The 24,649-nt window shown below is 37.4% G+C and carries 27 protein-coding genes and 3 tRNA genes; 9 read left to right on the forward strand and 21 right to left on the reverse strand.

The genetic code is table 11. From position 1 onward, the window contains the following. Together EV694_RS01855 and EV694_RS01860 are read left to right on the forward strand one after the other, a co-directional pair. Nucleotides 1-966 carry an Asd/ArgC dimerization domain-containing protein gene (locus EV694_RS01855; RefSeq protein ID WP_132688419.1) on the forward strand — a complete coding sequence of 322 codons (966 nt, stop codon included), beginning with the start codon at nucleotides 1-3 and terminating at the stop codon, nucleotides 964-966. 165 nt (nucleotides 967-1,131) lie between these two features. After that, nucleotides 1,132-2,442, forward strand: coding sequence for an NCS2 family permease (locus EV694_RS01860; RefSeq protein WP_132688422.1), 1,311 nt, complete (start codon nucleotides 1,132-1,134; stop codon nucleotides 2,440-2,442). 155 nt (nucleotides 2,443-2,597) lie between these two features. Here EV694_RS01860 and phoR read toward each other — a convergent pair whose 3' ends face one another. The 10 genes from phoR to EV694_RS01905 all read right to left on the reverse strand — a co-directional run bounded on the left by phoR (nucleotide 2,598) and on the right by EV694_RS01905 (nucleotide 11,219). Continuing rightward, nucleotides 2,598-3,860, reverse strand: coding sequence for a phosphate regulon sensor histidine kinase PhoR (gene phoR, locus EV694_RS01865; protein WP_132688425.1), 1,263 nt, complete (start codon nucleotides 3,858-3,860; stop codon nucleotides 2,598-2,600). A 2-nt stretch (nucleotides 3,861-3,862) separates the two neighbouring features. Continuing rightward, complete coding sequence (phoB, locus tag EV694_RS01870; RefSeq protein ID WP_132688428.1) at nucleotides 3,863-4,543, reverse strand: phosphate regulon transcriptional regulator PhoB; 681 nt, start codon at nucleotides 4,541-4,543, stop codon at nucleotides 3,863-3,865. 58 nt (nucleotides 4,544-4,601) lie between these two features. Further along, nucleotides 4,602-5,366: a phosphate ABC transporter ATP-binding protein PstB gene (gene pstB, locus EV694_RS01875; protein ID WP_132688431.1), complete on the reverse strand. Its 765-nt coding sequence runs from the start codon at nucleotides 5,364-5,366 to the stop codon at nucleotides 4,602-4,604. Nucleotides 5,367-5,378: 12 nt separating this feature from the next. Beyond that, entirely contained in the window at nucleotides 5,379-6,233 is an 855-nt protein-coding gene (gene pstA / locus EV694_RS01880; protein ID WP_132688434.1) for a phosphate ABC transporter permease PstA, read from the reverse strand. Beyond that, nucleotides 6,233-7,180, reverse strand: coding sequence for a phosphate ABC transporter permease subunit PstC (pstC, locus tag EV694_RS01885; protein WP_165865483.1), 948 nt, complete (start codon nucleotides 7,178-7,180; stop codon nucleotides 6,233-6,235). Before pstC ends, pstA begins: the two co-directional genes overlap by 1 nt. Before the next feature lie 11 nt (nucleotides 7,181-7,191). Continuing rightward, nucleotides 7,192-8,256 (reverse strand): phosphate ABC transporter substrate-binding protein PstS, encoded by a 1,065-nt coding sequence (gene pstS / locus EV694_RS01890; protein ID WP_132688437.1) that lies wholly within the window; start codon nucleotides 8,254-8,256, stop codon nucleotides 7,192-7,194. A 304-nt stretch (nucleotides 8,257-8,560) separates the two neighbouring features. Beyond that, nucleotides 8,561-8,776 (reverse strand): HlyD family secretion protein, encoded by a 216-nt coding sequence (locus EV694_RS01895; RefSeq protein ID WP_132688440.1) that lies wholly within the window; start codon nucleotides 8,774-8,776, stop codon nucleotides 8,561-8,563. Then, a complete protein-coding gene (locus tag EV694_RS01900; RefSeq protein WP_132688443.1) occupies nucleotides 8,748-9,623 on the reverse strand; it encodes an HlyD family secretion protein in 876 nt (291 codons plus the stop codon). Before EV694_RS01900 ends, EV694_RS01895 begins: the two co-directional genes overlap by 29 nt. 14 nt (nucleotides 9,624-9,637) lie before the next feature. Beyond that, nucleotides 9,638-9,895 carry a hypothetical protein gene (locus EV694_RS10930; RefSeq protein ID WP_207859769.1) on the reverse strand — a complete coding sequence of 86 codons (258 nt, stop codon included), beginning with the start codon at nucleotides 9,893-9,895 and terminating at the stop codon, nucleotides 9,638-9,640. Beyond that, nucleotides 9,858-11,219 (reverse strand): MFS transporter, encoded by a 1,362-nt coding sequence (locus tag EV694_RS01905; protein WP_207859770.1) that lies wholly within the window; start codon nucleotides 11,217-11,219, stop codon nucleotides 9,858-9,860. Before EV694_RS01905 ends, EV694_RS10930 begins: the two co-directional genes overlap by 38 nt. Nucleotides 11,220-11,333: 114 nt before the next feature. Between EV694_RS01905 and EV694_RS01910 the strand changes: the two genes are divergently transcribed. Beyond that, on the forward strand, nucleotides 11,334-12,236 hold the full coding sequence (locus EV694_RS01910) for a helix-turn-helix domain-containing protein (protein ID WP_165865484.1): 903 nt from the start codon (nucleotides 11,334-11,336) through the stop codon (nucleotides 12,234-12,236). Between the two features lie 67 nt (nucleotides 12,237-12,303). Here EV694_RS01910 and cysB read toward each other — a convergent pair whose 3' ends face one another. From cysB to infC, 7 genes are all read right to left on the reverse strand, one after another. Then, entirely contained in the window at nucleotides 12,304-13,275 is a 972-nt protein-coding gene (gene cysB / locus EV694_RS01915; RefSeq protein WP_132688449.1) for an HTH-type transcriptional regulator CysB, read from the reverse strand. A gap of 22 nt (nucleotides 13,276-13,297) precedes the next feature. After that, on the reverse strand, nucleotides 13,298-14,233 hold the full coding sequence (gene rluB / locus EV694_RS01920) for a 23S rRNA pseudouridine(2605) synthase RluB (protein ID WP_207859771.1): 936 nt from the start codon (nucleotides 14,231-14,233) through the stop codon (nucleotides 13,298-13,300). A 45-nt stretch (nucleotides 14,234-14,278) separates the two neighbouring features. Next, nucleotides 14,279-14,902 carry an L-threonylcarbamoyladenylate synthase gene (locus EV694_RS01925; protein WP_132688455.1) on the reverse strand — a complete coding sequence of 208 codons (624 nt, stop codon included), beginning with the start codon at nucleotides 14,900-14,902 and terminating at the stop codon, nucleotides 14,279-14,281. Between the two features lie 57 nt (nucleotides 14,903-14,959). Then, on the reverse strand, nucleotides 14,960-15,805 hold the full coding sequence (rnm, locus tag EV694_RS01930) for an RNase RNM (RefSeq protein ID WP_132688458.1): 846 nt from the start codon (nucleotides 15,803-15,805) through the stop codon (nucleotides 14,960-14,962). Between the two features lie 123 nt (nucleotides 15,806-15,928). Next, a complete protein-coding gene (gene rplT, locus EV694_RS01935) occupies nucleotides 15,929-16,282 on the reverse strand; it encodes a 50S ribosomal protein L20 (protein WP_005546410.1) in 354 nt (117 codons plus the stop codon). A gap of 58 nt (nucleotides 16,283-16,340) precedes the next feature. Beyond that, nucleotides 16,341-16,538 (reverse strand): 50S ribosomal protein L35, encoded by a 198-nt coding sequence (gene rpmI, locus EV694_RS01940; RefSeq protein ID WP_132688461.1) that lies wholly within the window; start codon nucleotides 16,536-16,538, stop codon nucleotides 16,341-16,343. 105 nt (nucleotides 16,539-16,643) lie between these two features. Continuing rightward, on the reverse strand, nucleotides 16,644-17,207 hold the full coding sequence (infC, locus tag EV694_RS01945; protein ID WP_481584870.1) for a translation initiation factor IF-3: 564 nt from the start codon (nucleotides 17,205-17,207) through the stop codon (nucleotides 16,644-16,646). A 338-nt stretch (nucleotides 17,208-17,545) separates the two neighbouring features. On the opposite strand from infC, the gene EV694_RS01950 reads away from it, so the two are divergent. Further along, on the forward strand, nucleotides 17,546-18,298 hold the full coding sequence (locus EV694_RS01950) for an SDR family oxidoreductase (RefSeq protein ID WP_132688467.1): 753 nt from the start codon (nucleotides 17,546-17,548) through the stop codon (nucleotides 18,296-18,298). 38 nt (nucleotides 18,299-18,336) lie between these two features. Here the strand turns inward: EV694_RS01950 and EV694_RS01955 are convergent, their stop codons facing one another. The 4 genes from EV694_RS01955 to EV694_RS01970 all read right to left on the reverse strand — a co-directional run bounded on the left by EV694_RS01955 (nucleotide 18,337) and on the right by EV694_RS01970 (nucleotide 22,737). Continuing rightward, on the reverse strand, nucleotides 18,337-18,786 hold the full coding sequence (locus tag EV694_RS01955; protein ID WP_132688470.1) for a YcgN family cysteine cluster protein: 450 nt from the start codon (nucleotides 18,784-18,786) through the stop codon (nucleotides 18,337-18,339). A gap of 103 nt (nucleotides 18,787-18,889) precedes the next feature. Continuing rightward, entirely contained in the window at nucleotides 18,890-20,578 is a 1,689-nt protein-coding gene (glnS, locus tag EV694_RS01960; RefSeq protein WP_132688473.1) for a glutamine--tRNA ligase, read from the reverse strand. Between the two features lie 276 nt (nucleotides 20,579-20,854). Then, on the reverse strand, nucleotides 20,855-21,334 hold the full coding sequence (locus EV694_RS01965; RefSeq protein ID WP_132688476.1) for a putative hemolysin: 480 nt from the start codon (nucleotides 21,332-21,334) through the stop codon (nucleotides 20,855-20,857). Nucleotides 21,335-21,342: 8 nt separating this feature from the next. After that, entirely contained in the window at nucleotides 21,343-22,737 is a 1,395-nt protein-coding gene (locus EV694_RS01970) for an MATE family efflux transporter (RefSeq protein WP_132688479.1), read from the reverse strand. A gap of 72 nt (nucleotides 22,738-22,809) precedes the next feature. Between EV694_RS01970 and EV694_RS01975 the strand changes: the two genes are divergently transcribed. The 5 genes from EV694_RS01975 to EV694_RS01995 all read left to right on the forward strand — a co-directional run bounded on the left by EV694_RS01975 (nucleotide 22,810) and on the right by EV694_RS01995 (nucleotide 24,414). Further along, nucleotides 22,810-23,421 (forward strand): riboflavin synthase subunit alpha, encoded by a 612-nt coding sequence (locus tag EV694_RS01975; protein ID WP_132688482.1) that lies wholly within the window; start codon nucleotides 22,810-22,812, stop codon nucleotides 23,419-23,421. 52 nt (nucleotides 23,422-23,473) lie between these two features. Beyond that, nucleotides 23,474-24,031 (forward strand): CDP-diacylglycerol--glycerol-3-phosphate 3-phosphatidyltransferase, encoded by a 558-nt coding sequence (gene pgsA / locus EV694_RS01980; RefSeq protein ID WP_132688485.1) that lies wholly within the window; start codon nucleotides 23,474-23,476, stop codon nucleotides 24,029-24,031. Nucleotides 24,032-24,151: 120 nt separating this feature from the next. Next, nucleotides 24,152-24,227 (forward strand) — tRNA-Gly (locus EV694_RS01985). 2 nt (nucleotides 24,228-24,229) lie between these two features. Further along, nucleotides 24,230-24,316: transfer RNA gene (locus EV694_RS01990), tRNA-Leu, on the forward strand. A gap of 24 nt (nucleotides 24,317-24,340) precedes the next feature. Further along, nucleotides 24,341-24,414: transfer RNA gene (locus tag EV694_RS01995), tRNA-Cys, on the forward strand. Nucleotides 24,415-24,649: the final 235 nt, after the last annotated feature.

Here is a 24,649-nt window from a genome sequence, read left to right on the forward strand (position 1 = left end):
ATGAATACAAGTTTAAATATTGCCATTGCAGCGGAATTTAGCTTAACCAGTAAAATTGTTACTTATTTAGAACAAACGGACTTAGCCATTGATCAACTTAGCATTGCGGATATTTATCCCTTTAATGAAGAACAAGGCATACGTTTTCATCATAAAAACATTGCTCATCAAGATTTTGCAGATATAGATTGGCATAATATTCATTATCTTTTGTTTGCAGGAGATATTGAAAAAGTCAATTTATTACCTCAAGTGGCTCAAGCAGGCTGTATTGTGATTGATATTAAAGGCATTTGTGCAAATTTAACGGATATTCCTGTTGTTGTGCCAAGCGTAAATGAACAACAATTAAGCCAATTACGCACACATAATATTGTCAGTTTACCTGATCCACAGGTAACTCAAGCCGCTTTAGCCTTAAACCCTTTTAAACAAAATCTTAATCAGGTTTTTATTACCAGCTTATTACCTGCCTCTTATTCAAGCCAAGAGCAAGTGGAACAGTTAGTCGGACAAACCGCCCAGCTACTTAATGGCATACCCCTTGACGAACAACAAACCCGTTTTGCCTTTAATGTTTTACCTCAACTTAAAGCAAATTTACCTTTACAATTAAGCAAAATTTTTCCTCAATTAGGACAAGCGATTTTTCATCAAGTACAAACCCCTGTCTTTTATGGTATGGCACAAACCTTAACCCTACAGCTTGATTATATGGTTGATCCAACACAGATCATCACAGAATGGCAACAACATCCTTTAGTGAAATATTATGATCAGCCTTTAATTACGCCTGTTACCAATGGTGAAATGGAAAATGATCAAGCATATTGTTATTTGCATATTAGCCAACTAGAACAAACAGATGAACAATTAACCCTATGGACGGTAAGCGATGAACAAGGATTTTCACAAGCTCAAATGGCAGTAGAATTGTTGATAAGCCTAAATCGTGAGGAACATTAGGATTTCTTAATATTAAGGGCGACAGACTTCTTCACAATAAAGTTCTATCGCCCAAAAAGTAATAAAAATATCGCCACCTATCCTCAAATTTGCTAGAATTTCGCAGAAAAACCACCGATTGTTTTTCAATTTACCTTTGAATAACCTAATTGGAAATATCTCATCATGGAAAATCAATCTTTTCTACAACGATTTTTTAAAATCAAACAACATAAGAGTAGCGTAAAAACCGAAATTATCGCAGGCATTACCACCTTCTTCACAATGGTCTATATTGTTTTTGTCAACCCTTCTATTTTAGGGGTAACAGGTATGGACACTCAGGTTGTTTTTGTTACCACCTGTTTAATTGCGGCTATCGGCACTATCGCAATGGGACTTTTCAGTAACTTACCCATTGCTTTGGCACCAGCAATGGGCTTGAATGCCTTTTTTGCTTATGTTGTCGTCTTAAAGCTCGGTTATAGCTGGCAAGTGGCAATGGGCACAATTTTTTGGGGCTCTATCGGTTTATTTTTATTAACATTATTGCAAGTCCGTTATTGGCTAATGTCCTCCATTCCGCTGGGGCTTCGTGTGGGTATTGGTGCAGGTATCGGGCTATTTATCGCATTAATTGGCTTTAAAAATATGGGTTTAGTGGTAGCAAATCCAGCCACCTTGGTTACTGTTGGCGATCTCCATTCGCCACAATTATTATTAGGAGTGTTAGGTTTCTTTATCATTGTAGCAATGGCAGCAAAAGGGCGTCATTCTGGTGTCTTAGTGTCTATCATTGTCGTTACGGCATTAGCCTTATTATTTGATGATAATGTACAATTTAATGGCGTTATGTCTATGCCACCAAGTTTAACCCCTGTTGTGGGGCAAGTAGATATTGCGGGGGCATTAGATACCGCATTAATTGGCATTATTTTTTCCTTTATGTTGGTCAATTTATTTGATTCTTCAGGAACCCTCATTGCGGTAACCGATAAAGCAGGCATTGCTGACAACCGAGGACGCTTCCCAAAAATGAAACAAGCCTTATTGGTCGATAGTAGTAGTGCGGTATTAGGATCTTATATGGGGACTTCCGCTATCAGTACCTATATTGAAAGTGGTTCAGGCGTTTCGGTCGGCGGAAGAACAGGTTTAACCGCTGTTGTCGTAGGCTTACTCTTTTTATTAACCATCTTCTTTTCCCCTTTAGCCGCCGTTGTACCAGCTTATGCCACCGCAGGAGCATTAGTTTTTGTAGGGATCTTGATGGCATCAAGTTTAATTAAGGTGCAATGGGACGATCTCACAGAGGCAACCCCCGCATTTATCACTGCCGCAATGATGCCATTTACTTATTCCATTACTGAGGGAATCGCTTTTGGTTTTATCGCTTATTGTGTAATGAAAACCTGCACTGGACGAATAAAAGAAATTAATTTACCTGTGGCTATCGTGGCATTGCTATTTTTAGTGAAATTTATTTGGGTGGGGTAATTTAAGCCATTATTACAAAATAGAAAGTGGTATAAGTCTAGAGCTTATATCACTTGTTTTTCATAGATACAACACTTTAAAATAATAGCCTTACAGATAACTGTAAAAATAACCTCAAAACAAACCGCACTTTATAAAATAAGTTAATTTTTTTATTAATCACACCACAACGAAAAAGAAAATCTCGATCCCTTATTTTCTTCACTATCAATTATCAATTTACTCTGATGTTGCTCTAAAATATGTTTCACAATGGCTAACCCTAAACCGCTGCCTTTGGTTTTTTCTCGTGAGCTATCGCCGCGGTAAAAACGCTCAGTTAAATGGGGAATATGTTCCGCTTTTATTCCTTGTCCTGTGTCTGTAACGCTAAATATAATTTGCTGATCTTGTTGGGTTAAAACCACATTAATTTCACAAGGTCTACCGGCGTGTTTTATGGCATTATTAATTAAATTTGTCATTGCACTATAAATTTGATCTTTATTCACTTCACTATAAAGATGTGGGCTAATATGAAAATAAAGTTGATGTTGATGATCATTAATCATTTGCATACTTTGTTGTATGGAATAGGCTAATTCTGAAAGATTAACCCGTTGGTGGGTTGCGGTGGTTGAGGCTTCTACTTTTGCCAATATATCGAGTTGTTGTAATAATCTTGTCATACGTTCGCATTGTTGTTGCATCACGTCTAGGGCTTTATGCTGTAATGACGAAGAATGTTTTTCTTCATTGAGCAATTCTAAATAACCTTGTAATACGGTCAATGGTGTACGCAATTCGTGATTCATATTGGCAATAAAATTTTGACGAGAATTTAATAAATGTACAATTTGGCTAATATTACGGCTAATTAATAATTGATATTGATTATATTGATAAATGCTAATTTCAATGTAATTTTGTTCACCAATTAATAAGATCAATGGGCGTTTAGCCTGTGATGAACATTGAAAATAAGAATGAAATTCAGGATAAAATATGACATTATTAATATTTTTATCCACATTTTGATTCCAATAAAAGGAGAAAAGTGCTTGTGCTGTATTATTACACCAATGAATGTTTCCTTTTTTATCACAAATAATAATACCATCGGCATAATATTGAATTTGTTGGCTTAATTTTTCTAATAATTTTAAGGTTTTTAATTTATCTTTTTCACTTTTATTACGGTAATAACTGAGGCTTTGTGAAAGGTTACTTAATGAATTTGTTTGGCTATCAATTTTGTCAAAATTATTTAAGGTTGTTAATAATTTTTGTTCAATATAATGATGCCAAATTAATAAAATGATCACAAAAACCGTTAGCCAAAAAAGAAAATCTTTGGCAAATAAGCTAAAGACTTCTGCCAAGAGAAATGCAAAAAATAATTCTACAATAATATGTTTTATGGAAAATTGGTATTTCATTGTTAATCCGCTTTATTAGAAAAACGATAGCCTACTCCCCTTACCGTTTGAATATAACCATCAAAACCATAGGGGGCAAGGCTTTTACGCAAACGTCGAATATAAACATCAACGGTGCGATCTTCAATATAAATATCATTTCCCCAAATACGATCTAAGAGTAATTCTCTTGGATAAACTTTATCAGGGTTTTGCATAAAATAATGTAATAGTTTAAATTCTGTGCCGCTTAGGCTAATGGTTTTTTGTTGATAACTTACACGTTGTGCTTGTGGGTCTAGCCATAAATCATCAATTTTAATGATATCGTGATTGTGTTTGTGACGACGTAACACAGCATCAATTCTTGCCTGCAAAATTTGCCAAGAAAAGGGTTTGCTAATGTAATCATCTGCTCCAGCATTTAAGCCTTGAATACAATCCTCCTCGCTTGAGCGTGCAGTCAACATAATAATCGGAATATGTTGGTAATCAGGTTGTTTTTTGAGGTAGCGGATCAATTGAATGCCAGATCGTCCGGGCAATAACCAATCCACTAAAATAAGATCGAGCGAGGTTGTTAATTTATTTAAAGCGGTTTGGTAATCACAAGCACTGATCACTTGATAATCTTTTTGTTGTAAAAATAAACTGATCATTTCTCTGATTGCGGGTTCATCTTCTACCAGTAAAATGGTCGCCATTTTTGTTACTCCTATAAAAAATCCTGAAAATAGACCGCACTTTTATGATTACTCTCCCCTACCCCATTCTTCCGCTAATATAATCTTGTGTGCGTTGATCTTTAGGTTGATTAAAAATCTGCGAGGTTTCGCCAAACTCAATTAATTCGCCGAGGTACATATAAGCGGTATAATCCGAACAACGGCTCGCTTGTTGCATATTGTGGGTGACCATTGCAAGGGTATAATCCTGTTTTAATTCGCTAATGAGCTCTTCAATTTTTAAGGTTGAAATGGGATCTAAGGCTGAACAAGGTTCATCAAGTAATAACACTTCTGGCTTAACCGCAATCGCTCGTGCAATACATAAACGCTGTTGTTGTCCCCCTGATAAACTATTCCCATTTTGCTGTAACTTATCTTTGACTTCGTGCCATAATGCAGCTTTCGTCAATGCCCATTCTATTCGGTCATTTAATTCTGCTTTGCTTAATTGTTCAAATAGCTTAATGCCAAAAGCAATGTTGTCATAAATTGACATAGGAAAAGGCGTTGGTTTTTGGAAAACCATGCCCACTTTAGCACGAATAATCGCAATATCAATATCTGTCGTTAATAGGTTTACGCCCTCTAAATTGATCTCACCAGTGGCTTTTTGCTGAGGATAAAGCTCAAACATTCGGTTTAGCGTGCGTAATAAAGTGGATTTACCACAACCTGATGGCCCAATAAAAGCCGTCACTTTATTTTTAGCAATGGCTAAATTGATATTTTTTAATGCCTGATATTGATGATAATAAAAATTAAGGTTGTTAATTTCTATTTTAATTTGTTCTGGTTTCATTAAAGATCGTCCTTATTTCATTGTGTTTTGTTTAAAGAGCAAACGGGTTGCAAGGGTAATACTTAATACAAATAGGGTAATGCAGGTTGCTCCAGCCCAAGCGAGTTTATTCCAATCATCAAAAGGGCTTGCGGCATACTGATAAATCACCACAGGTAAATTGGCGATAGGGGCATTCATATTAAAAGACATAAATTGGTTAGATAAGGCGGTAAATAATAAGGGGGCAGTTTCTCCTGACAAACGTGCCACCGCAAGTAAGATGCCTGTTAATATGCCTTTTTGTGCAGAACGGTAACAGATAGTTAAAATCATTCGCCAACGCCCACAACCTAACGCCATTGCTGACTCTCTTAAGGGATCAGGCACAATACTCAACATATTGTCAGTGGTGCGAATAATAATAGGTATGGCAATAACCGCTAAAGCCAATGATCCTGCCCAACCTGAATAATGTTTCACTTGACTCACATATAAGGCATAGATAAATAACCCAATCACAATAGACGGTGCAGATAACAAAATATCATTAAAGAAACGAATAATAGAAGCTAATTTACTGTAACGACCATATTCGGCTAAGTAAGTTCCTGCTAAAACACCAATAGGCACACTGAGACATAATGCAAATAACAATAATAATCCCGAGCCTACAATGGCATTAAGTAATCCCCCCTGTTCCCCAGGGCTTGGTGTCGCAAGCATAAAGGTTTGTAGCGAAAAACTCGGTAACCCTTTGAACAATAAAGTGGCAATAATCCAACATAACCAAAATAAACCAAAGATGACTGAGCCATAACATAAAGCGTACATCAAGATATTTTTTATTTTTCGGCAATAAAATAGGCGATGATGAACCTGAAACATTATCGTCCCTCCTTTTTCTGCATACGAGCGATAAATAAACGTGATAACACTAATACAAAGGTGGTAATTAGGAATAAAAGCAAGCCTGCTTCAATTAAAGCGGATTTTTGTAATCCACTCGCTTCATTAAATTCATTCGCAATCGCCGAGGCAATAGAGGTAGATGGCGAGAAAATGGATTCAGGTAAGCGAAAGGTGTTACCAATCACAAAGGTAACCGCCATGGTTTCGCCTAACGCTCGCCCTAGCCCTAACATCATTGCCCCCACAATACCTGTTCGGCTATAGGGTAAAATCACCGAACGGGCAACTTCCCATTTGGTCGCCCCTAAACCATAAGCGGACTCTTTTAAAATCGCAGGTACTGAGTTAAAAATATCCCGCATAACAGAGGCGATAAAAGGAATGATCATAATGGCAAGGACCAAGCCCGCCGAAAACAATCCCACACCAAAAGGAGCATCATCAAATAAAGTACCGAGCAAAGGAATTAATGACAAATAATCAATAAAATAAGGTTGTACATATTGTTGAAATAATGGCACAAACACAAATAAGCCCCACATACCATAAATAATGGAGGGAATCGCCGCCAACATTTCAATCGCTACGGCAATAGGTTTGCTCAACCAATCTGGGGCGATTTCGCTTAAGAAAATGGCAATCCCAAAGGAAATCGGCACCGCTATCATCAAGGCAATGCTAGACGTAATTACCGTCCCAACAATAGGCACTAATGCCCCATATTGATTTGCAACAGGATCCCATTCGCCCTGCCATAAAAATCCCCAACTAAACTGGCTAATACTTTGCCAACTTTGCATAAATAATGACAAAATAATCGCCATAAAGAGGATAAATACCAAAATAGCACTGCCTTTAGTCAGGCGACGAAAAAGGTTTTCTCGCCTTTTATCGGTTAAATAACCTTGTGTTGATCCCATCATTGTGCCATTTCCTATTTTTTCATTTGCCAAATGGCTTGATTATTGTGATCTTTGAGCTGTTGTTGCCATTGCCACTGAACTTGCTCAACCACCTTAGCCGGCAAAGGCACATAATCCAAAGCTAAAGCTGATTGTTGCCCTTGATGAAATGCCCAATCAAAAAACTGTAATACCTGTTGATTTTGCTGATAATCCTCAGGCGTTTTCGGCAATAAAATAAAACTTGCCGCCGTAATAGGCCAAGCATTATCGCCTTGTTGATCCGTTAAAATCACGCCCATTCCAACCGCACTTTGCCAATCCGCATTAGCACTGGCTTCACTAAAACTGGCTTGATTAGGCTGCACAAAATTCCCTGACTTATTTTGTAAACTGACCCAAGCTAACTGATTTTGTTTCGCATAAGCATATTCCACATAACCAATAGAATATTTAAGCTGTTTCACATAAGCGGATACGCCTTCATTCCCCTTTGCACCTTGTCCTGTTGGCCATTTTACCGCCTTGCCCTCACCAACTTGAGCTTGCCACTGTGGCGACACTTTAGACAAATAATTAGTCCAACCAAAGGTAGTGCCTGAACCGTCAGAACGATGTACCACTAAAATACGTTTATTCGGCAAAGATAATTCGGGATTTAATTGCTGAATCGCAGGATCATTCCAATGGGTAATATGACCTAAATAAATTTGGGCTAACGCCTCGCCAGACAACTTCAACACTCCTGTTGACAACTCGGGTAAATTGACCACTGGCACAATCCCACCAATAATGGCAGGAAATTGTAATAATTGATGTTGTTCCAACGCTTCCCCACTCATAGGATCATCAGATCCCGCAAAATCAATGGTTTTTGCAATAATTTGTTGTTGCCCACCGCCAGAACCAATGGATTGGTAATTTACTTTATTACCCGTTTGTTGTTGATATAATGCCGTCCATTTGGCATAGATAGGATAAGGAAAAGAGGCTCCCGCCCCCGTAATATCCGCCGCTTGCAACGTAGTAAAGGGCACAAGGATTAAGAAACTAATCGCAGATAATGTCTGCCTAAAAGCTGTTTTCAACATAATCATATTCCTTTCATTAAACAAGAATCATCGCCAATAAGCATTGGCAAAAATAAGTTTAACGAAGAAATATGACAGTTTTATGACAACAGTTTCAATTTAGAATTAAGGTAAAGTGTATCAATACTGTATTATTTTAAAGTGGAAGGGCTATAATCCTGTTTCATCAAGATAATTTTATTGGGTTAAAACCACATTAATTTCACAAAATTTACTTGTGGGTTTTATAACATTATTTCAAAATACAACGATTATATAGGACAAAATCTCATTTTGTCCTTACCACTTGATCTTGCTTGCAATAATTAAATTAATAATCAAAATATACTCGCGTTTCTACCGACATTCCTGGAGCAAGATGTTGTAAATCTGCTTGATTTTGATCAAATTCAATTTTAACTGCTATTCGCTGGGCAATTTTGACAAAATTTCCTGTGCTATTATCTGCTTTTAGTACACTAAACTCAGCACCTGTAGTAGGTGAAATTTCAACGACTTTACCTGTAAATGCTCGTCCTCCTAGCATCAACCTTGATTTTAGCGGTCTGTCCTACTTTGATATGTTCTGTATCAGCCTCTTTAAAGTTCGCAATCACCCAATATTGAGACGGAACGAGATAAAATAATTGTGTTCCAGCATTTACAAACTGTCCTTGTTTCACACTAATTTGACTTAACTTTCCATTCACAGGCGCTTTAATCAAGGTGTTATATAAATCTTGCTGTGCTAACGCTAAAGCCGCTTGTGCATTAATTACCATTGCCTCAGCACTTTTCTCTTTACTGGCAATACTTGCTAAATCTTGTTCAGCAATAGTAAGCTGTGCCTGAGCTTGCAATAAACTCGCTTTAGCTTGTTTTAAACTTGCCGCAATATTATCGTATTCTCTTTTGGAAATTGCATTAGTTTTTAATAATTTTTCTGCTCGTCCCATTTCAATTTGAGCATTATTGAATGATACTTCGGCACTCATGATCCCAGCTTTACGTAATTCAATAGTTGCTTTTGCTATTTCCCTTTGTTGACTGATATTTTGCAAGCTAGCTTGTTGGGTCATTAAGTTTGCTTCTGCTTGTTGTTGCTTCGCTTGATAAGTTTGTTGTTCTATTTTGACTAAAACTTGTCCCTGTTCAACCTTATCAAAATCCTCTACTAAAACTTGTTCTACATAACCTGTTACCTTGGGACTAAGAAAGGTGGTATTCCCCCGAATATAAGCATTATTCGTTTGCACAGAAGTCAGAGAAAAAGGCGGTAATCGCCAAATATATAAAATCAATAGGATTGCCGTAAAAAATACAATCATTAACCATAACGTCACTTTAAGAGAACGTTGCTTTGGTTGCCATTTTTTTTCTGTCGTTTGTGTCATATTTCACTCTCTCATTATTGTTTCATCATTTTAGCTAGTGTTGATAACTCGTTACCTAATAAGGTAATACCTTTATAGCGTCTATAAAAACGTAAGAATAAGCTGATTAAAAATGCGATACTTGCCGTATAAAAAATTAAGGAAAATAAATCATTATAAGCCAATACTGTGGCTTGTTGAGTTGCCTCTGAGATCAATAAACTGACTGATTGGGCTGAATTTATTTGAGGATCTTTAATAATCGATGAATAATATTGTACGTATTGTAACAAAGGCACTAAAACCTGCGGCAGCAGATAATCCGCCTACCGTTTGTGAAAAACTAAAAACCGCCACAAAACTTATCATATGATTTTGGCTAACGGCTAAAGCTCTAACCATTCCTTCCAATAAAAATGATCCGATAAAAAGTAAACTGGCAAATCCAATAAAAAATTGGCTGAGATAGAATTGGTAAGGGCGTGTATTGACATTCGCTCCCATATCAAGCCAAGCACCTATAGCAATACAGAGCAAAGCAATAGGCAATGTTCGCCGAATATCTTGAATATTCAATAATAATAAACTCGCAACTAAACCTAATGCTGAAGCAAATAAAACCATCGAATAAAAAATTTGCATTTCAGTATAAGTCATCCCCAAGGCATTCATTAACCCCGCTGCGCCTACACTTTGTTCAGATAAAAATATACGAGGTAATGCTGCTGCAAGAGCAAAAGAAATTATTTGAGGATTAGCAATCCAATGCCAATCTAGCATAGGTTTTGCTCGATGGGTTTCCAACCAAAAACAAATTGCTAGTAAGAGCACTGCGATTAATAAAAAATATGCTAACCATTCTGTTGACCACCAAACAATTCTTCCTTGTACTAAAAAAGTACAAAGACAACCTATTGCCGTAGCAAATAAGAGGAAAACGAATACATCTAAGGGTTCAAAAACCTTAACTCTTATGCTTGGAGGTAAAGGAAATAACGTCAGCAAACTCACTACCATCAGGGTCAATGCAAATTGAAAGCTATAAACATTATGCATTTCACCATCTTGCACTAAGAAAGGCAATAATACTTGTCCTAATGGAGTACCTAATTGCATTATGCCTAAGCCTAAAAGCGCACCGACTAAACGTTTTTCGCCCGTCAAACTTTGCATAAAATAATACATGGATAAAACCATTACCCCATTAGCAGATAATCCGCTTAACCCTCTTGCTATTAACTCGGTATAATAACTATTAAAAAATAATTGCAAACCATTACTGATGAGTAATAAAGTCAATGTTAATTTAATAAAATGCGAAACGCCAATTTGTTGACGCATTTTAAAAAATAACATACCAATACAGGCATAAGTAATATAATAAGCAACCGTAATCCAACCGCCTTGCAATAAATCTAAGCCTAATTCTCCACGTAACAAGGGCAATGAAACCAATAATAAACCATTTTGTAGCCCCGAGGTGATTGCCAATAGAATGGCAATAAAAGAATAAAATAAACGGCGTCTAGGGCTATGATCTGGCGTTGCGGGAGAACCGGGCATAACAGGGTGTTCGTGAGGTTTAAAAACATAACCTTGATCTTGAAAGTCCTGCATCTTCGCCTCTTAAATAACATAGCATTAACAAATAGAAAATCTTGGCATTATAGAAAAGTGTCAAATATAATACTTGCCTAATTCTCTATAATATTTGCCTGTTTCTATTAAATGATGTTTGACTTATTATATAAACAAATGATTCATCACTGGTTCGATCAATATGGAATACATAACATTCCAGCGACAGAAAGTGAGCCTAATTCATCTATTCCGAGATTAATCGCACGTTCTGCAAAACTTCACCAACAACATTTCTTTCGCCACGCCATCCCTGCACTTATCTGGATAAACCGAGGGGAAATGATTAGCCAAAAAGAAAGTACCTGCCATACATATATTGCTCAACAATTTCATATTAATTTATTGCAACAACCTACTTATGTCACAGTAAAAGGCGATAAAAAACAGAACTTTCAGGCTCTTTACTACTTCCTTGACTTAAACGAATTTGCAAAATTTCAACATCTTGCTCCTAAAAAAGACAATGACAATATCAATAGTCCTGAACTTACCCTAATCAAACACGATAAATTATTAGGTTGTTTAGCAAGATTATTGGATCTCTATAATTGCCCAAAAGATATTGAAATTATCCAACCATTAATCCATAAAGAATTACATTATTATTTAATGACTAGCCAAATTGGTGGAAATATTGTGGATTTTTTATTTGGACAAGAAAAACAAACCGCTCTATTACAAGCGGTAAACTGGATAAATCAACATTATACTGAGCCACTAAGTATTCCTTTATTAGCAAAACAAATTAGTATGAGTGAAGCTAGCCTTTATAAAGGGTTTAAAACATTAACAGGTTTTAGTCCGTTGCAATATCAAAAAACCTTGCGTTTACAAAAAGCTAAAGCACTATTAGCAGAAAACACCTCCGTTACTGCCACTTGTTATCATATTGGTTATGAAAGTGTAACCCAATTTAGCCGAGAATATCATCGTATGTTTGGTATTCAACCTTCTAAGCAAAAATCAGTATTACAATATAAATCAAATAATTAATAAAAACGGTCAAAAATTTTGTATTTTTGACCGCACTTTGTCTAACAATTAATGAAAAACGGCGCTATTACTTAACCTCCAAAGTAATCCCATCAAACAATTTCTGAATAGCGGTATTATCACGCAATCTCTCGGCTTTTTCCACTTGGGTGCGGGTAAGATGTGGGGAGAAATATTGAATAAAATCATACATATAATTGCGTAAAAAGGTGCTATGTTTAAAAGCGATTTGGGTGGTGCTGGCTTTAAATAAATGACTTGCATCTAAAGCGAGTAAATCTGAATCCGCTTGTGTATGTGCCATCGATGCCATAATGCCTACGCCTAAACCTAACCGTACATAGGTTTTAATGACATCAGCATCCGTTGCTGTAAACACGATATTCGGTAAAATGCCTGCTTGATTAAAGGCATAATCTAAATCGGATACCCCTGTAAAACCAAAGGTGTAAGTGACTAGAGGGTATTTACCTAATTCTTCAATGGTAAGGTTTTTACATTGTGCTAATGGGTGATCGGACTTCACAATCACAGAGCGATTCCACATATAACAAGGCAATAACACCACATCATCAAATAAATATTGTGCTTCGGTGGTAATGGCGAGATCCACTTCGCCCGATAATAAAGCGTCATAAATTTGTGTTGGCGATCCTTGATGAACATGTAAACTCACTTCTGGATATTGCTTACAAAAACGCTGAATAATGCTTGGCAGCATATAGCGTGCTTGGGTATTGGTCGTGGCGATACGTAATACGCCGTGGTTAGGGCGTGTATATTCGTTGGCAATGGATTTTATTGCTTGCGTTTTTACGAGAATTTCCCTTGCAATAGCAATGATTTTCTCACCTGCGGGAGTGACACTTTTGATATGTTTGCCATTGCGTTCAAAAATTTCTAAACCCAGTTCATCTTCTAATAAACGTACTTGTTTACTGATCCCCGGTTGCGAGGTATAAAGCGCATTTGCTGCCTCAGTCACGTTTAAGTTTTGGTTAACAATTTCAACAATATAGCGAAGTTGTTGGATTTTCATAGCACTTTACCCATTTAATGATTTATTTTTTATAACGCTTGCTCATTTCCGAATAACGTTTTACCGCTTTGCGGATTTTGGCGGTTTTCGGACGACGTTTTGTTTTGGTTAAATCTAACTTTGTTTCCGTTTCTGGTGGTAAATCCACTAACTGGCGTAAGTAATTTACGGTGGCGAGATCCACTTCTTGCCAACCTCCCCGAGGTAAACTTTTAATTAATTTAATATTACCATAACGAATTCGGATCAAACGGCTCACTTGAACCCCTTGCGATTCCCATAATCGTCTTACTTCTCGATTACGTCCTTCCATTAAGGTAACATCAAACCATTGGTTCATGCCTACCCCACCACTAGCGGTAATACGGTTAAATTTCGCAGGGCCATCTTCTAATTGTACGCCTTTACGCAAACGTTGTAGCATAGCTTCATTGACCTCGCCAAATACCCTTACTGAATATTCCCGTTCAATTTCGCGGCTTGGGTGCATTAAACGATTAGCTAATTCGCCATCGGTCGTAAACAATAATAAACCCGATGTATTAATATCTAAACGCCCTACGGCAATCCATCTTGCTCCTGTTAAACGGGGTAAACGATCAAAGACGGTGGCTCGTCCCTCTGGATCATGGCGAGTACAAAGTTCACCCTCGGGTTTATAATACATTAACACGCGACAAACTTCTTTTTGGGCGGTTTTTAAATTAACCAAATACCCATCTATCCGTATTTTGGTATTTTCTTTAACTTCAATTCTATCGCCTAACTGGGCAATCTTGCCGTCAACACTCACACGATTTTCGCTAATCATTGCTTCAAGTTCACGGCGAGAACCTTGACCAGCTCGTGCTAATATTTTTTGTAATTTTTCGCCTTTGATCGTTGATGTTGTCAATTTTTTCTTTTCCACAGTGAGGGACGAATTATGTTTTGTTGCTGAATGTTTATTTTGTTTCATATAACCTCTTGTCGCTTTCTCAAGCGTCATTGTATGCAAAAATATCTAAATAAAAGGCTCGGTAGATCCGCTACCTTCTCTCAAAATCGTTGGGCTATCTGTTGTCAAATCCACCACAGTGGTAGGTTGCTGTCCTAAATAGCCACCATGAATAATTAAATCCACTTGGTGTTCTAAACGTTCACGTATTTCTTCTGGATCAGAATAAGTGAAATATTCATCATTGGGTAACATTAACGAACAAGATAAAATTGGCTCACCTAAAGCTCGCAATAAATCTAAAGCGATTTGATTATCTGGCACACGAATCCCGATGGTCTTACGCTTTGATGTCATTAAACGGCGTGGCAATTCTTTTGTGGCGGTAAGAATAAAGGTATAACGCCCCGGCGTATTATTTTTAATTAAACGGTAAGCGGTATTATTTACCACAGAATAGGTGGATAACTCAGATAAATCGCTGCAAACTAACGTAAAATTATGCCCCTCGGGTAATTGACGAATACGCACAATTCTCTCCATAGCGTGCTTATCGCCAATCATACAACCTAAAGCATAGCCTGAGTCGGTAGGATAAACAATTACCCCACCATTTTTTAAAATCTCCACCGCTTGATGAATTAATCTCACTTGCGGATTTTCTGTATGTATATAAAAAAACTGGCTCATAATATCTTCTATCCGTTATAACGAAAGGTTATCATTATATACCGATTAGCTCAAAGACTATACTTTTTTATCTTTTTCCTGAAAAATTTGATGTTGTAATATGAATTTGCAATCAGCTGGCAACGCCAACGATTTACCTAACTCAATCCACGCACAAGGAAAATGAAAATCTGATCCTACGGAACACCATAAATCAAATTCTTTCGCCCATCTTAATAATAACTCACGTTGCTGCACATTTTGTCCACACCCCGCTACCTCTAAACCATCGCCTTGCCATTGGCAAAAGTCAGCAATTAAACCTTTAATCCAGCGATTGGTCATATTATAACGTAAAGGATGAGCAAGCACCGCCAAACCGCCCGCTTGATGAATCGCCTGAATCGCACTTTCGATCTCACACCATTGGGGTTTCACATAAGCAGGCTTGCCTTGAGCAAGATAACGTTTAAAGGCTTGGGCAATATCTTTCGCTTTGCTTTGATTGACTAAATAACGGGCATAATGAGCACGAGTTACTTCTCCATTTGCCAAGGCACTGGCACCGACAAAGGCTTGTTCAATACCTAATAAAGCTAATTTATCCGCAATCATTAATGCCCGTTGTTGACGTAATTGTGCTTGAGTGGCTAATAAATGTTGTATAGCGCTATGTTGTACATCAAAGCCAAGACCCACAATATGAATTTCTTTATTTTGCCAAAGGGTAGAAATTTCCACACCATTAATTAACCGAATGCCATAATCTTGTGCCGCACGATGTGCCTCAGCCAATCCTGCCACAGTGTCATGATCCGTTAATGCCAAAATCTCCACACCTTTCTGTTTCGCACGAATAACCAATTCCGTTGGAGTCAATATGCCATCTGAAAAGGTGCTATGGCTATGTAAATCATAAATCATATTATGCTCAAATATCGTTATTCCACTTCAAAAAAATCACTCAATAAAGTTAATGGATATGTTTATATACGAAAAAAGGGAACCTTATGTTCCCCTTATCATAATCAATAACACTTTAGTAAATTAAAGTGCTGATTTTGCTTTTTCAACTAAAGCAGCAAAAGCCACTTTGTCAAATACTGCAATGTCAGCAAGGATCTTACGATCGATTTCAACAGAGGCTTTTTTCAAGCCATTGATGAATTTGCTGTATGATAAACCGTTTTGACGGGCTGCTGCGTTAATACGAGCAATCCATAATTGACGGAATTGGCGTTTACGTTGACGACGGTCACGATATGCATATTGACCAGCTTTAATTACCGCTTGGAATGCAACACGATAAACACGTGAACGTGCACCATAATAACCTTTAGCAGCCTTAAGAATTTTCTTATGACGTGCTCTTGCAATAACACCGCGTTTTACACGAGCCATTATTTAATCTCCTATTTCTCTATTTTAAACTAAAATTAACTAATCGTACGACAAGTGCTTATGCATAAGGCAAGCACGCAACTACTAAAACTTGGTCTGCTTTCGCTACCATAGTTTTATGACGTAAATGACGTTTACGCTTAGTTGATTTTTTAGTCAAAATATGACGTAAGTGAGATTGTTTACGTTTAAAGCCACCAGACGCTGTTTTTTTGAAACGTTTAGCAGCACCACGTACTGTTTTAATTTTAGGCATTGTTTAGAAACTCCGCATTGTTTAAGTTAATACACCATAATTAGGCGAATAAAAATTGATTAAACCGAGATTTAATCAATTTATTATTACTTGTGCTAGCACTAATTATTTCTTTTTCGGGGCTAATACCATAACCGCTTGACGACCTTCTAATTTCCCTGGTGCAGATTCCACCACAGAAATCTCTGCAAGATCATTTTTCACTCGCTCAAGGACGTCTAAGCCAATTTCTTGGTGAGCCATCTCACGTCCGCGGAAACGAACAGTGATTTTAGCTTTATCCCCATCTTCTAAAAAGCGAATCAGGCTGCGTAGTTTTACCTGATAATCGCCTTCGTCTGTACCCGGACGGAATTTAATTTCCTTCACTTGTACAACTTTCTGCTTTTTCTTCTGCTCTTTTGCCGCTTTATCTTTTTCATAGAGGTATTTGCCATAATTCATAATACGACAAACGGGCGGTTCTGCATTCGGACTGATTTCCACTAAATCCAATTCAGCTTGTTCAGCTTGCTCTAATGCTTGTTGAATAGATACAATACCTGCTTGTTCACCATGTTGATCAATCAAGCGGACTTCTTTCACCCTAATTTCTTCATTGATACGGTTAGGGCGATTATTCGCTGGAGCGCGTTTTGCAGTTTTAATAATATGTTCCTCTAAGTCAATTAATAATAACGGTTAGCCTTGCTTGCTAGCCCATAGGCAATCCTTGTTAGACCAAAAGCAAGAAGATTTGCCATTTTTATGACAAAAAACGGGCAAATTTTAAATAAAAATTCTCAGGTTGGCAAGTAGATTTTAGTATTCACAAATATTTATCTAAGACTTATTCTTATTAAAATTTATTTTATTTATACTATAAATCGTCCCAATTCAAAATAAGATAAGGCGATACGCCAAAGACAGCATAAAGAGTACGACAAGGCGTACCAACAACATATTATTTTAATATAGGACAACGATACAAGAAACTTCCATAAAAATGAATGAAAAGGAGAAAAACCATGATTGCATTAATCACAGGAGCAAGTGCAGGCTTTGGTGCGGCGATTGCCCGTAAATTAGCGGGAATAGGTTATAAAGTGATTGTTACCGCTCGCCGTCAAGATCGTTTATTAGCCTTACAACAAGAGTTAGGGGAAAATTGTTTACCTCTGGCTTTTGATATTAGTGATGAACAAGCAACATTGAATGCCATTGCTAGCCTACCGCCAGAATGGCAGGAGATTGATATATTGGTAAATAATGCTGGGTTAGCCTTAGGGATTGAAGCGGCACAAAATGCTTCCCTTGAGGATTGGAAACAGATGATTGCCACTAATATAACAGGGTTAGTTACCATTACCCACGCTATTTTGCCAACCATGGTTAAACGTAAGCAAGGGTTAATTGTCAATCTCGGCTCAATCGCAGGTTCTTATGCTTACCCCGGTGGTAATGTTTACGGCGGTACTAAAGCCTTTGTTAAACAATTTAGCTTAAATTTGCGCGCCGATTTAGTTGGGACGGGCGTGCGTGTTTCCAATATTGAACCTGGATTATGTGGCGGTACAGAGTTTTCTAATGTGCGTTTTTATGGCGATGATAGCAAGGCTTCAGCACTTTATGCCAATGTGGATTATATTACCCCAGAAGACATTGCCAATACCGTTGCTTGGATTGCTCAATGCCCACCACATATGAATATTAATCGCATTGAAATCATGCCAGTAGCTCAAGCCCCAGCAGGATTAGTGGTAAAGAAAAAAGGAGAATAACATCAGGCTCCAACCGATGCGTTGGAGCGGATACCCCCTCAATCCTCTTCAATCACAAACTCAAACCAATCAATCACATCTTTTTCGTGAATGCCGTTGGCGATAGGAATATTGGCATTTTTTGTGCTATTAGGATCGCCTGTTAGCAAAGGGTGCCAAGGGTAAAGGGGTTTTCCCTCGTATAATAATCGGTAAGCACAGGTGCTCGGTAACCAGGTAAAATCGGGCAAATTGGCTTTGGTGAGTTTGGTGCAATCGGGTTCAAGGCGAAAACGTTGAGAATAATGACCGCACTTTCCTGTTTTCAGATCCAGTAAATTACAAGCAATACGGGTAAAATAAAGTCGTTGTCGTTTGCCTCGTCCCTCAATAAATTTACGATAACAGCATTTACCGCAACCATCACATAAGGCTTCCCATTCCTGTTCATTCATTTCCATTAAGGATTTATGCTGCCAAAATTGTGGGCTAAGATGATTTGCTGTCATAGGCTACTCTGCTGATAAAAATTTTTGAAAAACTGACCGCACTTTATAAATATTAAACAAAAATAGCGAGATCGGGATCTCGCTATGCCTTGAGTTTATTCAGTTAAAAACTTTCTTTTAAACTGACCGTTAAGTTAAATACCAAATGTTCTGGGTGTGAATCTTTGCTGTCCGCACAGAAATAGCCCTCACGCTCAAATTGATAGGCTTGTTCCGCCTGTGCATTTAATAAACTCTGCTCTACCACACCGTGCTTAACCACCAAAGAGGTTGGATTAAGTGCTTGATATAAATCTTCCTCAGCGGACGGATTTGACACGCTAAATAAGCGATCATACAAACGAAACTCCGCTGGGTAACAATCTTGGGCGGATACCCAATGAATCACCCCTTTTACTTTACGCCCGTCCGCAGGATTTTTACCTAAAGTTTCAGGATCATAACTGCAATATACTGTGGTAATTTCGCCATTTTGATCTTTCTCAACACGCTCCGCTTTAATCACATAAGCATTACGCAAACGCACCTCTTTGCCCAACACCAAGCGTTTATAATGTTTATTCGCTTCCTCACGAAAATCGGCTTTATCAATATAAATTTCTTGAGTAAATGGCAACTGACGCTCGCCTAATTCTGGGCGATTTGGGTGATTAGGAGCAGTCAAGATTTCCTTGCCCGTAAAATTCTCAATCACAATTTTTAACGGATCAACCACCGCCATCGCTCGAGGGGCATTCACATTTAAATCTTCACGAATACAAGCCTCTAATGCACTATATTCCACCACATTATCTTGCTTGGTTACCCCAATACGACGACAAAACTCACGCAAAGCCGCAGGGGTATAACCACGACGGCGTAAGCCCGAAATGGTCGGCATTCTTGGATCATTCCAACCATCAACAATTTGCTCATTGACTAATTGCAATAACTTACGCTTAGAGGTTAAGGTGGCTTCTAAGTTTAAACGAGAAAATTCATATTGATGAGGTAACGGGCGTTCAATGGAAATATGCTCCAATACCCAATCATACAAACGGCGATTATCTTGAAATTCTAATGTACATAATGAATGGGTAATACGCTCAATGGCATCGGAAATACAATGAGTAAAATCATACATTGGATAAATGCACCATTTATCTCCCGTTTGATGATGATGCGCAAATTTAATCCGATATAACACAGGATCACGCATTACCATAAATGGCGATGCCATATCAATTTTAGCACGCAAACAAGCAGTGCCTTCCGCAAATTCGCCATTTTTCATTTTCTCAAATAAGGCGAGATTTTCTGCCACAGAACGATCACGATAAGGGCTATTTTTGCCAGCTTCAGTCAGCGTACCACGATATTCACGCATTTGCTCTGGCGTTAATTCGTCCACATAAGCCAAGCCTTTTTCAATTAATTCAATGGCATAGTCATAAAGCTGATCAAAATAATCGGACGCATAACGAGGCTCGCCTGCCCAATGAAATCCTAACCATTCTACATCCTGTTTAATGGACTCTACATATTCCACATCTTCTTTCACAGGATTGGTATCATCAAAACGCAAATTACATAAGCCCTGATAATCTTCCGCAATACCAAAATTTAAACAAATGGATTTGGCGTGTCCAATATGCAAATAACCATTAGGTTCTGGCGGAAAACGGGTATGTATTTTTGTATGTTTACCACTGGCTAAATCTTCATCAATAATTTGACGAATAAAATTACTAGGTTTATGACTTTCTGCGTTTTTTTCTGTCAAATTCTTTTCGTTATCAACAAGGTTACTCATTATGACCTCAATTATTGCTCTTTTATGCTAGAAAATTGGATTATTGTACAGGGTTTCAAGCCAAATGACAAAGGGGCTATCGCCGTTCCTCTTTAAAATAATACTGCTTTGGCACATTCATTTTATTTTAAAATGGGACAACTATAATATTCACACCAAACTAATTCAGGGCAACCGACAAAATAATTGTTAAAAAATGGATAAAGATTATCCAATCTTGATATAATAATTCAAATAATAAAGATGGAAAGAAAATAATAATACCACTCTTTACTATTACATATTCCTATGTAATTGTTGTTTCCCATCAAATTGTACTTGTAAAATGCCTTCTACTCGTTGCAAATTTTTTTTCGTTTTCACTGGTTGAGCTGTTTTTATTGCAAAAGCAGAAAAATTTTTATAATCATAAACAATCTCTGCTTGCTGTTGAACAATAGCAATTAATACCTGCTCACGTTTAGCTAAATCATAATAAATAATCAACACATCAAATTTATTATCAAAAGATTTTATAGACTGTTGTTGACGATAAAAATCCCATTCATCAACTTGCTTACCATTTGGTAAAATACATAAACCATATTCACTCCCTTCTTCATTTACGCTTATTGTCGATTTTCCACCTTGTTGTTCACAATAAACTGAAGCAGGATTTGCTATTCCTACCATTGTCGGCACAGTTTCAGACTGATTAATATTACCACAAGCAAACAGTATTAAAGACAAACTAATAATAAAATTTCTTTTAATCATCATTTTCCTTATTTTATTTTCTCTAACTTCGCAAGTAACACTTGATCTGGCATACTTTGCAATTTTCGCATACGATAAAACAATAAAATTGCAGCTAGGGTTAAACTGACAATAAAACCGAACCAAAATCCTGCGGCACCTAAATGGGGAACAAAGACATCTGTCATCGCTAGTAAATAGCCTAATGGCATACCTATAATCCAATAACAAAATAACGTAATGTAGAGAATGGCTTTGGTATCTTTATAGCCTCTTAATGCCCCACTTACGACCACTTGAATGGTATCTGAAAATTGATATAACGCCGCCAATAACAATAAATAAGCAGAAATTGCAATAACATCCAATTCTTTGATAAAAATGGCGGCAATTTGATAACGAAAGAGTACGGTACAACTCGCTGTAATGATGGCTATAAATAATCCCACACCGATGGCAGTATAGGTAATTTGTTTGGCTCGAGTTGTTGAGCCTTCGCCAAGGCGTTGTCCTACGAGAATGGTGGTTGCCATACCTAAGGACATAGGTAGCATAAAAATAAAGGAACTGGTATTTAATGCGACTTGATGTGCAGCGACAGTGGTTGCCCCTAATGGCGATAAAAATAGGGAAGCGAGAGCAAATAATGCCACTTCACCACATAAGGCTAAAGCAATAGGAAAGCCTAAATTCAGTAGTTTTTTTATGGTAGGCAAATGTGGCTTTTCAATGATGTTTATAAATAATTGTAGATCTCGTTGGTGGCTAGCATATTTACAATAAAGAATCATCATAATGCACATTAACCAATTTATGATGGCAGTTGCGATGCCACAACCTACTGCACCAAAGGCAGGCAAGCCTAATTTGCCATAAATAAAAATATAATTAAGGGGAATATTAATGAGTAAACCTAATAATGTAATAACCATAGCGGGCTTGGTTTTGGCTAAGCCATCATTTAAACCGCGAAAATTAATTAATAATAAATAAGCAGGTAAACCCCATAACATTGCGTGCAAGTAGCCAATCGTAATTTCTGCTAAATGGCTTTCCATTTGCATAAAGTGAATCAGTATTTCACTATGGTAGATAATAAAGCCTAAGGGAAGACTACTAAATAACACTATCCAAATCCCTTGTTTAATTTGACGAGCAATGCGTTGTCTTTGCCCTGAACCGTTGAGATAAGAAATTGTGGGGGGTAATGCAAGTAACAATCCATGTCCAAATAAAACTAGAGGAAGCCAAATTGATGCCCCCACTGAAATGGCTGCCATATCTGCCGCACTGACACGCCCTGCCATAATGGTATCCACTAATCCCATTGAGTTTTGGGCAATTTGGGCTAATAAAATAGGGAAGGCGATATTAATTAATTGTTTTACTTGTTGATAAGGGGAAAAAGAAGGATTTTTTTTCATAAAATAACATTAAACATTTTATTAAATCAGTCTATAATTAAGTACATTTTTCGTTAAAGTAGAGAGAACAATATGTTTACAGGAATTGTTCAAGGAATCGCCAAAGTTGTGGCGATTACCGAAAAGCCGAATTTTAAAACACACCGTATAAAAATGCCAATAGAAATGTGTGAAAATTTAATAACAGGGGCTTCTGTGGCTCATAATGGCGTTTGTTTAACTGTAACGGACATTGATGGCGATGAAGTCAGCTTTGATTTAATGCAAGAAACATTGAGAATCACCAATTTGGGAGCGTTAAAGGTTGGTGACTTTGTAAATATTGAACGAGCAATGAAAATTGGCGATGAAATTGGCGGACATCTCTTATCGGGGCATGTATTTTGTACCGCAGAAGTCAGCCAAATTATTAGCAGTGAAAATAATTATCAACTTTGGCTAACTTTGCCTGAACAAGAAATGATGAAATATATTCTCACTAAAGGTTTTATTGCGGTTGATGGCATTAGCCTTACGATTGGCGAAGTAAAACAACAAGCATTTTGTGTGAATTTGATCCCTGAAACATTAAATCGCACCTTAATTGGAACAAGAGAAATAGGGGATAAAGTCAATATTGAAATTGACACACAAACCCAAGCAGTTGTGGATACGGTAGAACGTTATTTACAACAAAAAAATTAAGAAGTGCGGTCTGTTTTTAAATATTTTTAATAAAATGAATATTAGGTATGGTATGAAATTAAATATTCCTACTTTTTTAACCCTATTTCGTGTGGTGCTTATCCCCATTTTTATTCTCGTCTTTTATCTCCCCTTTACTTGGGCGCCTTTTGCGACAGCATTGATTTTTGCAATCGCCTCCGTGACAGATTGGTTAGACGGCTATTTAGCTCGTAAATGGAAACAAACCACACGTTTTGGGGCTTTTCTCGATCCAGTGGCGGATAAAGTTATGGTCGCGGCGGCATTAGTGCTTGTGGTGGAATATCATCATTCTTTTTGGATCACCATTCCAGCGATTATTATGATTGCACGTGAAATTATTATTTCCGCTTTAAGAGAATGGATGGCAGAAATAGGAAGTCGTAGCAAAGTTGCCGTATCTTGGTTAGGTAAAGTAAAAACCACAGCCCAAATGTTCTCTTTAATTGCACTACTATGGCGACAAAGCCCTCTCATGGAAATTAGTGGTGTAATCTTTTTATATATCGCGGCTATACTGACTGTTTGGTCAATGCTTCAATATTTAAAAGCGGCAAAAGGCAGTTTATTAGATGAAATTGAACCTTAAATTTGGCAGATTGAATTTTTTTTAAGCGTTCAGCAAAAATTTCAAAAAATTCATTTGACTGACACAAATAAATCAGTAAAATGCACCTCGTTGTTTAGCACAACAGGTTAAACAAATTTAGCGGGAATAGCTCAGTTGGTAGAGCACGACCTTGCCAAGGTCGGGGTCGCGAGTTCGAGCCTCGTTTCCCGCTCCATTGCCCGAGTGGTGAAATCGGTAGACACAAGGGATTTAAAATCCCTCGGCTTTCGAGCTGTGGCGGTTCAAGTCCGCCCTCGGGCACCATTCAAAATACCTCCTTTTTAATCAGGCGTGTTAGCAAAGCGGTTATGCACTGGATTGCAAATCCATGTAGCTCGGTTCGACTCCGGGACACGCCTCCATGGTTAATAACACTACTTATACCGAATATTGCTCAACTCTAATATAAAAAATGGCTAAGAAATCTTAGCATTTTTCAAATGCCGCCCTTAAAATTGCTCAATTAAAACAATTAGCCCCAGATAAAATGAGAAAGATAATAAGTGACAATGTCACTATAAATTAAACATTATTCACTTATTTAAGAGATTTTTTGTTAAAAATGAATTTTATTCTCGTTAAATAACCTTTTTTCTT

The organism is Volucribacter psittacicida, from assembly GCF_004339025.1.
In the GTDB taxonomy this organism is placed as follows: domain Bacteria; phylum Pseudomonadota; class Gammaproteobacteria; order Enterobacterales; family Pasteurellaceae; genus Volucribacter; species Volucribacter psittacicida.

Excerpts from the sequence above, each read along its gene's own strand:
- EV694_RS01855 (WP_132688419.1), top strand. The coding sequence starts at position 1 with ATGAATACAAGTTTAAATATTGCCATTGCAGCGGAATTTAGCTTAACC.
- EV694_RS01860 (WP_132688422.1), top strand. The coding sequence starts at position 1,132 with ATGGAAAATCAATCTTTTCTACAACGATTTTTTAAAATCAAACAACAT.
- phoR (WP_132688425.1), bottom strand. The coding sequence starts at position 3,860 with ATGAAATACCAATTTTCCATAAAACATATTATTGTAGAATTATTTTTT.
- phoB (WP_132688428.1), bottom strand. The coding sequence starts at position 4,543 with ATGGCGACCATTTTACTGGTAGAAGATGAACCCGCAATCAGAGAAATG.
- pstB (WP_132688431.1), bottom strand. The coding sequence starts at position 5,366 with ATGAAACCAGAACAAATTAAAATAGAAATTAACAACCTTAATTTTTAT.
- pstA (WP_132688434.1), bottom strand. The coding sequence starts at position 6,233 with ATGTTTCAGGTTCATCATCGCCTATTTTATTGCCGAAAAATAAAAAAT.
- pstC (WP_165865483.1), bottom strand. The coding sequence starts at position 7,180 with ATGATGGGATCAACACAAGGTTATTTAACCGATAAAAGGCGAGAAAAC.
- pstS (WP_132688437.1), bottom strand. The coding sequence starts at position 8,256 with ATGATTATGTTGAAAACAGCTTTTAGGCAGACATTATCTGCGATTAGT.
- EV694_RS01895 (WP_132688440.1), bottom strand. The coding sequence starts at position 8,776 with ATGCTAGGAGGACGAGCATTTACAGGTAAAGTCGTTGAAATTTCACCT.
- EV694_RS01900 (WP_132688443.1), bottom strand. The coding sequence starts at position 9,623 with ATGACACAAACGACAGAAAAAAAATGGCAACCAAAGCAACGTTCTCTT.
- EV694_RS01905 (WP_207859770.1), bottom strand. The coding sequence starts at position 11,219 with ATGCAGGACTTTCAAGATCAAGGTTATGTTTTTAAACCTCACGAACAC.
- EV694_RS01910 (WP_165865484.1), top strand. The coding sequence starts at position 11,334 with ATGTTTGACTTATTATATAAACAAATGATTCATCACTGGTTCGATCAA.
- cysB (WP_132688449.1), bottom strand. The coding sequence starts at position 13,275 with ATGAAAATCCAACAACTTCGCTATATTGTTGAAATTGTTAACCAAAAC.
- rluB (WP_207859771.1), bottom strand. The coding sequence starts at position 14,233 with ATGAAACAAAATAAACATTCAGCAACAAAACATAATTCGTCCCTCACT.
- EV694_RS01925 (WP_132688455.1), bottom strand. The coding sequence starts at position 14,902 with ATGAGCCAGTTTTTTTATATACATACAGAAAATCCGCAAGTGAGATTA.
- rnm (WP_132688458.1), bottom strand. The coding sequence starts at position 15,805 with ATGATTTATGATTTACATAGCCATAGCACCTTTTCAGATGGCATATTG.
- rplT (WP_005546410.1), bottom strand. The coding sequence starts at position 16,282 with ATGGCTCGTGTAAAACGCGGTGTTATTGCAAGAGCACGTCATAAGAAA.
- rpmI (WP_132688461.1), bottom strand. The coding sequence starts at position 16,538 with ATGCCTAAAATTAAAACAGTACGTGGTGCTGCTAAACGTTTCAAAAAA.
- EV694_RS01950 (WP_132688467.1), top strand. The coding sequence starts at position 17,546 with ATGATTGCATTAATCACAGGAGCAAGTGCAGGCTTTGGTGCGGCGATT.
- EV694_RS01955 (WP_132688470.1), bottom strand. The coding sequence starts at position 18,786 with ATGACAGCAAATCATCTTAGCCCACAATTTTGGCAGCATAAATCCTTA.
- glnS (WP_132688473.1), bottom strand. The coding sequence starts at position 20,578 with ATGAGTAACCTTGTTGATAACGAAAAGAATTTGACAGAAAAAAACGCA.
- EV694_RS01965 (WP_132688476.1), bottom strand. The coding sequence starts at position 21,334 with ATGATTAAAAGAAATTTTATTATTAGTTTGTCTTTAATACTGTTTGCT.
- EV694_RS01970 (WP_132688479.1), bottom strand. The coding sequence starts at position 22,737 with ATGAAAAAAAATCCTTCTTTTTCCCCTTATCAACAAGTAAAACAATTA.
- EV694_RS01975 (WP_132688482.1), top strand. The coding sequence starts at position 22,810 with ATGTTTACAGGAATTGTTCAAGGAATCGCCAAAGTTGTGGCGATTACC.
- pgsA (WP_132688485.1), top strand. The coding sequence starts at position 23,474 with ATGAAATTAAATATTCCTACTTTTTTAACCCTATTTCGTGTGGTGCTT.